This window comes from Kitasatospora sp. NPDC088391 (assembly GCF_044753345.1).
In the GTDB taxonomy this organism is placed as follows: Bacteria; Actinomycetota; Actinomycetes; order Streptomycetales; family Streptomycetaceae; genus Kitasatospora.
This window is the reverse complement of sequence record NZ_JBIVNB010000001.1, coordinates 432110-441394: the sequence shown is the minus strand read 5'-3', so window position 1 is coordinate 441394 and position 9285 is coordinate 432110. Positions and strand designations below refer to the sequence as shown.

Genomic DNA, 9285 nt, shown 5'->3' with positions numbered 1-9285 from the left:
ACCCCCGCCCCCCCCCGCCCCCGTGGGGCCTCGCGGTCCTCCCCCCCGGTTGCCGGGCGCCCCCCCCGTACCCCACGTCAGGGTGTGCGGCGCCGCGGGGGGGGGGGGCCCCCCCCCCCCGCCCGGCCCCCCCCACCTCTGCTCTCAATGCGTCGCCCCGCCGCGTCAGAGCTGGAGGCGACGCCAGGTCTCGGTATCGGGGATCAGCCATGTGCCGAGCATGCTGACGTACTCGTTGACCTGGCCCAGACGGAACTTGTTCGGCCCGGGGAACGGCACGAATCCGGACTCTCGGTGTTTCGCCTCGTCCTCGGAGACGACGGTGAGCAGGTCGTCCACGGTGCCGTACCGGCGTGAACTGTCGTGCCTGGCGTTGATGCCGGCCATCTGGCCGAAGCTCTCCGAGAACTGCCACATGGAGTGCTCAGGCCGGGCTGGCCGATTTGGCCCGTACGCGGCGATCCATGTTCGACTGCTGGAGAAACCGGCATTGCCGAGTCCGTGCTCGCGGAAGAAGTACTGCCCGCTGTAGATCCATGGTTCGATTCCGAGCCGCAGCCGGACGACCTGCCGCCAGGTGCTGGCCCGGCCCTCTTGGTCACCGTCTCCCTCCCTGAAGTCGCCGATCGGGAACTCGCCAGGATTCAGCGGACCGAGGGTGTCGCAGAACGCCTCGGCCTGGTCCTCGGCATAGCGGCTCCTGCTGACGTAGGCGTAGATCTCGAGACAGCGTCCTCCGGCCACCCAGAACCCCGAGCGGTTCGCTCCGAACTTGTAGTCCGCCGGGAAGCCGTTGTAGGCGCGGATAATCGCAGCTCGGTTGCCAGTTCCGGCGTAGGTCGACCAGTCGACCGCCTGATGCTCCGACACATCAGCGATGATCATTTCGGTCACAACGAGCACCGTGCCTTACGTGCCAGACGGATGAACATGCGTTCTGCCTCGGGCTTCGTTTGACAACCCCAGATAATCCCGTTGCGGCTCAGGGGCGGCGGTCCCGGTCGGCCAGCCATTCGTCGTCGGTGAGGGCCCGGCCGAGCAGGGGCCCGGCGTAGACGGTGTAGCCGACGCCGACCAGCCAGGACTGGACGACCAGGACGGTGCCGACGGTGCCGTAGGAGACCGCGTTGGAGACCAGCAGGGGCGCGAAGACCAGGCGGGAGAAGACGCGCAGGCCGACCAGGGCGGCCATGGTGGCGACGGCGCCCGGGAACAGGCGCCGGCCCGGGACCCGGCCGGCCAGGAGCAGGCGTTGCAGGCCCCAGAAGAGCAGGATGCCGCCGACGCTGTCGACCGTGATGCCCAGGGCCGGTTGCAGCGGGGTGCCGCGCCAGGGGGAGCCGATCCAGGCGGCCAGCACGATGTAGCCGACCAGCGCGGCCAGCGCCAGCGTCTGCCGCCACACCGAGTGCCACGGGCCGCGCTCCAGCCGCCAGATCCGCTCGTAGCCGCTCTGGACGGCCGACATCAGGGAGATGCCGAAGACCGCGAGCGCGGCCAGGCCGAACGCCGTCGTGGTGCTGAGCACCTGCCCGCGCGAGGCGAACAGCCCGCGCACGGCCTCGCCGCCCCGCCCGTCCAGGCCGAGCGCGGTGGTGATCCACTCCGCGATGCCCGCGCCGCCCGCCGGGAGCGCCGCCGCGATGACGATCAGCAGTGGCACCAGCGTGACGAAGAACAGCGCCGCGAACGCGAAGGAGCGCTGGAGCAGCTCGATGTCCCGCCCGTGCCGCCAGACCTCCAGGGCCGCGTGCCGGAGGTTGCGCGCGCCGTCCGCGACCCGGGGCTGGCGCGGCCGCTCGTTCCGCTGGGGCATCATCACCCCATCCTTGGCGCGGACGGACCGCAGGACAAGATCATCGGGCCGCGCCCGCCCGCGAACGGCCCGGTCCGGCCGTTCGGGAAGCGCGGGGCATGAGGTCGGGGGAGCCGGGTAGACGGCGGTCACGGCGCGCCCGGTCGGTCTCCCCCCTCCGGCCGGGCCCGCCGCGCGGCACCGTCCGGGTGCCGTCCGCGTCCTTCCGGAGGGAGACCGCCATGAACGTCCACCCGCTCCCGCTGGCGGCGGAGTCCGGCGGGCCACCGCTGCTGGTCGTGATCGTCCCCGCCCTGATCGTCACCGGCCTGCTGATCGCGGGGTTCTTCTGGGGCAGCCGCCGGGTGCTGGCCCGCCGCCCGCCGCGCCGCCCGACGGGGCCGCCCGCCGCCCGCGCCGACTCCTGGGACACCCCGGGCGAGGGCGCGCCGCCCACCCGCGAGGACAGCCGCGAGGACACTCCCGGGGCCCCGCGCCGGCCGGGCCGCTGAGCGACCGGGCGGTCCCGTCGGCGCTCCGGTCCACCTCCACCTCTCGGTCGACTTGCAAGTAGGCGATGCCGCTAAATCCGGAAGTTTTCAGCCTTTTCTTGCAAGGAAGGCGACGGACTTGCTACCGTCCTGCCCGGTCGGCCGTCGGGGCCGACCTGCGCAGAAGGCGGGCCCCGCTATGAACCTCTCCCGTCGGCACCTCCTGCGGGCCGGTGGCGCCCTCGCGGCGGGCACCGGCCTGACCGGCCTCGCGGGCGCCTGCGCGAGTGCGGACGGGCAGGGCGGCGAGGCGGGCGGCGGCGGGGCCAAGGGCGAGATCACGGTGTGGAGCTGGAACGGCCCGGCCGTCGAACTCCGCTCGCTGATACCGGCGTTCAACGTCCAGTACCCGAACGTCCGGGTCCGGGTGGAGGACATCGGCAACCCGGCGATCTGGGACAAGATCACCACCGGTCTGGCGGCCGGCGGCGCGGGCCTGGCCGACGTGCTGCACATCGGCGTCGACTACCTGCCCGGCTACGTGGAGAAGTTCCCCAACGGCCTGGCCGACCTGGCCGCGCTGGGCGCCAACCAGTACAAGGACGCCTTCGCGCCGGGCCTGTGGGCGACCGTCACCTCCAAGGGCGGCAAGGTGAACGCCCTGCCGTGGGAGGCCAACTCGGCCGGGTTCTACTACCGCGCCGACCTGTTCGAGCGGGCCGGGGTCGACGTCCGGGCGATCGACACCTGGGACGACGCCGTCACGGCCGGAAAGACCGTCAAGGCCAGGACCGGCGCGTACCTGCTGGGCATCGACAAGCCCGCCTCCGTCCCGGACGCCGCCAACTTCTTCCAGCTGCTGCTCCAGCTCCAGGGCGCGTTCTACTTCAACCTGGAAGGTGCCATCACCCTCGACTCGCCCGAGGCCGTGAAGGCGATGACGCTGATCAAGCAGCTGAACGACGCCGGCCTGGTCGCCGACATGTCGGGCGGCTGGAACGCCCAGATCGCCTCGATCAGGGCCGGCACCTCCGCCGTCCTGCCGATGCCCACGTGGTACGGCGGCGTCATCGAGGAGGCCGTGCCGGGCGAGCGCGGCAAGTGGGGCGTCCGGCTGCCCCCGGCGATGCGGCGCGGCGGCGGCACCGCCGCCACCGTCAACTCCACCCACCTCGCGGTCTCCGGCACCAGCAAGTACCAGGCGGCGGCGTTCAAGTTCGTCGAGTTCGTGCTCACCAGGCCCGAGAACCAGGTGAAGATCTACCAGGACAAGGGCATCGCCCCGGCCCTGATGGCGGCCTACGACGACCCGGTGTTCCACGTCCCGTCGGAGTTCTTCGGGGGGCAGCAGAAGGGCGAGGTCTTCATCGACGCGCTCAAGGCCCCGTCCCCGGCCTACAACTACAGCTCCGACTACGCCCGCGCGCTCAAGGTCGTCACCGACGCCCAGACCAAGGTGCTGCTCAAGGGCGCCGACCCGGCGGACGTGCTGAAGCAGGCCGCCGACCAACTGGCCCGGCAGACCGGCCGCAGGATCGTCCGGTAGGCCGGGCGCGCCGCCACCGGGTGACGCCCCGTGCGGGGGAGGCCGGGGCGGGCCGCCGTATGATCGAGCGGATTCGGACCGTCCCGGCCCCGGCACCCGCGCAGGGTGCGGACGCCGCGGGCCCGGTCCGGTCCGGCCAGCGGGTCGGCGCAGCGGCGAAGGTGAGGGCATGAAGATCGGGATCGTGGAGATCGCCGCGCAGGCGGGCGTCAGCGAGGCGACCGTCAGCCGGGTGATCAACCGTCGGCAGGGCGTGGCCAAGAAGACCCGGGACGCGGTCGAGCGCGCGATGGCCGAACTCGGCTACGAGCGCGCCGTGGAGGGCCAGTTGGTCGCGGTGATCACCGAGCACGTCGCCAACCCGTTCTTCGCCGACGTCGCGGAGCGGATCGAGTCGGCGCTCGCCCCGCACGGCCTCAAGACGATCATCTGCCCGTCCTTCGCGGGCGGCGTCCAGGAGCCCGAGTACATCTCCGCGATCATCGACAAGGGCATCGCGGCCGTGGTGTTCCTGTCCGCGTCCAACACCGTCGAGGGCGTCGACACCGAGATCTACGAGATGCTGCGCTCGCGCCGCATCCCCTACGTCGGGGTGAACGGCGAGTTCGCCGACGGGGTGCCGGTCCCGGTGTTCTCCACCGACGACCGGCTCGCCGCCGAACTCGCCGTCGACCACCTGCACCGGCTCGGCCACCGCGCCATCGGCATGGTCTCCGGCCCCGCCGGGAACCGGCCTGCCGACCGGCGGGTGCAGGGCTTCCTGGACTCGATGACCCGCCGCGGCGCCACCGACCCGGAGCGCCTGGTGGTCCGTCAGTCCTACACCGTGGAGGGCGGCCAGGCCGCCGCCGGCCTGCTGGTCGGGCGCGGCGCGACCGCGATCGTCGCGGCCAGCGACTTCCTCGCGCTGGGCGTGATCCGCGGCGTGCGCCGGCTCGGCCGCAGCGTCCCCGAGGACGTGTCGGTGGTCGGCTACGACGGCTCGATGATCACCGAGTTCACCGACCCGCCGCTGACCACCGTCCGCCAGCCCACCGACCGCCTCGCCCTGGAGGTCGGCCGCAGCGTCCTCGCCCTGGTCGGCAACCGCGACACCCCCACCGGCGAACTCCTCTTCGACCCCGAACTGGTGATCCGCGCCACCACCGCCCCCGCGCCGCCGGTCTGACGGACCGTCAGGGGGCGACGGCGGCCCGGGCCAGGGTCACCACCCGGTCGAAACCGGCGTCCAGGTGCTCGTCGCCGTGGTGCACCACCAGCAGGCCCCGGCCCGCGGTGCGGTGCCGCAGGGCGTGCAGCACCAGGGCGCGGCCGTCCTCGTCGAGGTTGGCGAAGGGCTCGTCGGCGAGGTAGAGGTCGGCGTCCTCGCAGAGCAGCGCGGCGATGCCGACCCGCTGGCGCTGACCGGAGGACAGTTCGGCGGGGAACTGCTCGGCGAGGCCGTCGAGTTCGAGCGCGGTGCGCAACTCCGGGTCGGCGACCAGCTCGCGCACCGGCAGCGGCGGCAGGTGCACCGGCGCGGTCAGGCTCGCCACCCGCCCGGGGAGCGCGACCAGGCCGGTGTCGGGCGCCAGCGTCCCCGCCAGGACGTGCAGCAGGGTGGTCTTGCCGCAGCCGTTCGGGCCGCGCAGCAGCACGTGCTCGCCCGCGCCGAGGGTGAAGTCCTCGATCGCCACCGCGCTGTCCCCGCCGTACGAGACCCGGGCGCCGTGCACCGCCACCGCGGGCGCCTGCTCGTGGTACGCCTCCGGCCGGGAGCCGCGCAGCGCCTCGATCCGGCGCAGCACGGCGCTGCTCCGACGGGCCAGCGGGATCAGGTTGATCAGGTCGAAGATCCCGGTGACGGCCCGCCAGAGCGTGTTGACGAAGGCCAGGAAGCTGCCGAAGGTCATCCGGCCGAGGAAGACGAAGTACGCCCCGATCACCATCGACGCGGTGTCGGACAGGTTCATCACCAGGTCGCTGAGCGTGCTCTGCCGTTGCGCGAGGCGGTAGTTGACGAAGGTGATGCCGAGGTAGCCGTGCAGCGCCTCGCGGTTGACGGCCCGGGTGCCGGGCAGCAGCAGCCGCAGGCCGCGCAGCGCGTGGAACGCCTCCAGGGTGCGGGTCAGCCGGTTGATGTACTGCGCCTCGGCCTCCCGTTCGGCCTCGGTGTTGTCGGCGATCCGCCGGGCGACCGCGTTGCTGGCCACCACCAGCGGCGGCACGATCACCAGCAGGATCAGGCTGGCCTGCCAGGACAGGTAGAGCAGCACGCCGAGGAAGGCGGTGGAGGACACCGCCTGCCGGGCGATCCGCACCACCACGTCCACGGCCGGCAGCACGCCCTCGTGGACGTCGTTGTGGACCCGGCTGACGTAGGAGGCGTGCCCGGCCTCGGACAGCCGCCGCCCGTCCAGCCCCAACGAGCGGTCCAGCAGCTCCAGTTCGAGTTCCACCACGAGCGCGTTCTCGAACCGCTTGCGCCCGCAGGCCACCCAGTAGCCGAGGGCGTTCAGGGTCAGGCCGAGCAGCAGGTAGCCCCCGCCCAGCAGCAGGAAGCGCCGGAAGTCCCCGGCCAGGATCGCCTGGTCGAACAGCGCCTTCAGCAGCAGCGGGTGCAGCACGGCCTCGGCGCCGCCGGTGACGGCGACGGCCGCCACGATCAGGCCGAACCGGGCCCGGTGCCCGCGCAGCAGGTGCCACAGCTCCTTCACCGGGCCACCCCGTTCGGCAGTTCGTCGAGCAGGAAGTCCGCGCCGCCGCCGGAGTTGGCGCGGTGCAGCACCCGCAGCACCCCGGCCGAGCCGGTCAGGTAGTCGGTGGAGCAGCGCAGCAGCCCCTCGCCGGGCACGCCCAGCGGCGCCACCCCGTCCCGCCGCGGCATCCCGAAGCGCTCGGCCGGTTCGAACAGGAACACCCGCCGGACGAAGTCGAGTTGGCGCAGCGCGGTGTCCCGGTAGGAGGGGTCGCCGGTGAACGCGGCGGCGTCCAGCATGGCGTCCGCGATCCCGGACATGCCGAACCCGTAGCCCGGCAGCACGCTCTGGCCGACCCGGACGGCGCGCAGCACCCGCCGGGCGGCGTCCAGGTCGCCGTAGCGCAGCAGCACCTGGGCGATGCCCGCCGAGCCGACCTCGACGTACGGCTCCATCGTCCCCTCGTGGTCGAACATCACCACGCCCTCGTCCAGCAGCGTGGCGTGGTCCAATTCCCAGTCCAGCGCGGCGCGTCCGAGCTGCCGGTAGTGCTCCTCGCCGGTGGCCTGGTGCATCCGCAGCAGGAACAGCGCGACGCCCGCCTGGCCGAAGCCGAGGCCGGTCAGCGGCCGTTCGGGGGAGAACTCGTTGCGCCAGAAGGCGTGCCGGCCCTCGCGCTCGACGCTGTCGCACAGCACCCGCGCGCACCGGACGGCCGCGGCCAGGTGCTCCCGGCCGCCGTGCCGCAGGTGGAAGCGCAGGTCGGTGAGGCCGAGGCCGGCCAGGCCGTAGTAGAAGGTGTGGTCGCCGACGGCCGGGCCGCGCCGGTTCGCCAGTTCGAGCAACTCCCGCGCCCGGTCCGGGAATCCGAGGGTGTCGGCGGTCCAGGCGATCCCGGCCAGGCCGTTCATCAGGCCGTCCGGGTAGGCGTCCGGGTCCAGGCCGTCCAGCCGCTCGCCCAGCCACTGCCGCCACTCCGGCCGGACCGGGACGCCGGAGGCGTGCAGCGCCCACAGCACGCCGCTCGCCCCGAAGCCCAGGCTGAGCGGGTTGGTGACGTGCGCGAACGGGTCGGTGGGGAACAGCGTCGCCCGGCCGGGGTCGGCGGCGGCTGCGGCGAAGGCCGCCACGCCGGACTCGGCGGCGGCCAGCCCGAGCGCCGGAACGTCCACCGGCGCGGGCGTCACCGCCCGTACCGCGCCCAGGAGTTCGTCCGTCCGGGCGACCAGCGCGAAGACTTCGGGGAGGGCGGCCCGGCCCCGGGCCAGGTCCATCAGCAGGCCGTGCACCTCGGGCGGCCAGCCCAGCGCGTCGGTGAAGGTCCGGAACAGGCCGAGCACGTCCGGCCGCAGGTAGGACATCGCGGCGATCGGGAAGACGAAGTACGCCATGGTGTTGGCCAGCGCGCGCAGGTCGTCGGCCGGTCCGGGCGGGCCCGAGCGGCCCTCGGAGTGGCTGAAGCCGGGCGTGTACAGGTCGACCGGCTGCGCCAGTTCCTCGTCCCCGTCGGCGCCCTGCGGGTCGGCCAGCCGGCACGCCTCCAGGTCGATCACGGTGACGTGGAAGGTGTCCGGGTCGACCAGCAGGTTCGAGGGGGAGAGGTCGCCGAGCACCACGCCGTGCTCGTGGGCGGCCCCGACGGCGCGGGACAGGCCGCCCAGCACGGCCAGGAAGATCCGCAGGAACTCCCGGGCCCCGTCGGCGGTGATCACCGGCCGGGCCAGCGGGTTGCGCTCCAGCAGCACCGAGCGGATGTCGGTGCCCGGCACGAACTCCTGGGCGATGAACCGGTGTTCCCAGGCGTCGAAGCGGGCGATCGGCGCGGCGAAGCACCCGGAGCCGGCCAGCCGGTTCAGGAAGGTCCACTCCCGGTCGAGGATGTTCAGCGCGTCGTGGCCCAGGCGGGTGTTCGGGTTGGTGTGCGGACGGGCCTCCTTGAGGACGACCTGCCGGTCGCCGTCCGCGGTGTCCTCGGCGGTGTACACCCCGCCGGAGTTGGAGAACTGGATGGCGCCGGTCACCCGGAACCGGCCGCCGAGCAGCCCGTCGCCCTCCTCCGGGCCCTCCTCGGCCGGCTTCCAGTCGTCGAACGGCCAGGACTGCCAGGACGGTTGGGCGAAGCCGGGCTCCCGGTCGTCGGCGGTCGGGCCGTCCGGGCCGGCGATCTGCGCGACCTGCCGCCCCAGCACGTCGAGCCGGTGGGTGCGCAGGAACTGGCCGTAGCGGAAGTACAGCGACTTCGACTCCCGGTAGCGCACGTCCGACAGCACGTAGGCGCCCTCCCGGCCGTCCAGCAGCGCGGCGAGTTCGGCCAGCAGGGTGCGGAAGTCGTCCTCGTCGCGCGGGTAGACCGTCACCAGCTTGCCGCCGCTGCCGCGCGCCATGCCCTTGGAGTTGAGCATCTCGAAGATGTTCAGGTCCAGCGCGATCTTGAAGTCGCTGCCGCGGGCCGTCAGGTGCCCCACCACCAGGGCCGCCACCTCGCGCACCTCGCGGTGGTTCGCCGAGACGTGGATCTTCCAGCCCTGCGCGGGCAGGTCCGGGTCGTGCCGGTGGCTCCACCAGATCCCGCTGCGGACGAACCGGGCCCGCTGCCGCTCGTCCAGCGAGGACAGGAAGTGGTCGGCCCGCGGCTCGTAGTACACGTCCAACGGGTCGAAGAACAGCGTGTCGTTCCAGGTGAACAGGAACCGGTGGACCCATCGTTCGTCGCGCATGTCCCGCCTCTGTCTGGGGTCGTCCGCCGTGGGGCGTCGGGGAGTGCTGCCGCGGCGC

7 protein-coding genes are annotated in these 9285 nt (G+C 73.0%); 3 read left to right on the top strand and 4 right to left on the bottom strand.

The window, feature by feature from the left end; all coding sequences use genetic code 11:
* Positions 1 to 165: 165 nt before the first annotated feature.
* Together ACIQBJ_RS01870 and ACIQBJ_RS01865 are read right to left on the bottom strand one after the other, a co-directional pair.
* Positions 166 to 885: a GH25 family lysozyme gene (locus ACIQBJ_RS01870; RefSeq protein ID WP_400703445.1), complete on the bottom strand. Its 720-nt coding sequence runs from the start codon at positions 883 to 885 to the stop codon at positions 166 to 168.
* A 97-nt stretch (positions 886 to 982) separates the two neighbouring features.
* Positions 983 to 1819 carry a ribonuclease BN gene (locus tag ACIQBJ_RS01865; RefSeq protein WP_400701788.1) on the bottom strand — a complete coding sequence of 279 codons (837 nt, stop codon included), beginning with the start codon at positions 1817 to 1819 and terminating at the stop codon, positions 983 to 985.
* Positions 1820 to 2037: 218 nt separating this feature from the next.
* Here ACIQBJ_RS01865 and ACIQBJ_RS01860 point away from each other — a divergent pair, with 218 nt between their 5' ends.
* The 3 genes from ACIQBJ_RS01860 to ACIQBJ_RS01850 all read left to right on the top strand — a co-directional run bounded on the left by ACIQBJ_RS01860 (position 2038) and on the right by ACIQBJ_RS01850 (position 5000).
* Complete coding sequence (locus ACIQBJ_RS01860; RefSeq protein ID WP_400701785.1) at positions 2038 to 2307, top strand: hypothetical protein; 270 nt, start codon at positions 2038 to 2040, stop codon at positions 2305 to 2307.
* A gap of 178 nt (positions 2308 to 2485) precedes the next feature.
* The gene (locus tag ACIQBJ_RS01855) at positions 2486 to 3832 is read left to right on the top strand and encodes an ABC transporter substrate-binding protein (RefSeq protein ID WP_400701782.1); all 1347 of its coding nucleotides are present in this window, start codon (positions 2486 to 2488) and stop codon (positions 3830 to 3832) included.
* Between the two features lie 169 nt (positions 3833 to 4001).
* Positions 4002 to 5000 (top strand): LacI family DNA-binding transcriptional regulator, encoded by a 999-nt coding sequence (locus ACIQBJ_RS01850; RefSeq protein ID WP_400701779.1) that lies wholly within the window; start codon positions 4002 to 4004, stop codon positions 4998 to 5000.
* 7 nt (positions 5001 to 5007) lie between these two features.
* On the opposite strand, the gene ACIQBJ_RS01845 is transcribed toward ACIQBJ_RS01850, so the two are convergent.
* A complete protein-coding gene (locus ACIQBJ_RS01845; RefSeq protein WP_400701776.1) occupies positions 5008 to 6528 on the bottom strand; it encodes an ATP-binding cassette domain-containing protein in 1521 nt (506 codons plus the stop codon).
* Positions 6525 to 9227 (bottom strand): class III lanthionine synthetase LanKC, encoded by a 2703-nt coding sequence (gene lanKC / locus ACIQBJ_RS01840; RefSeq protein WP_400701773.1) that lies wholly within the window; start codon positions 9225 to 9227, stop codon positions 6525 to 6527. Before lanKC ends, ACIQBJ_RS01845 begins: the two co-directional genes overlap by 4 nt.
* Positions 9228 to 9285: the final 58 nt, after the last annotated feature.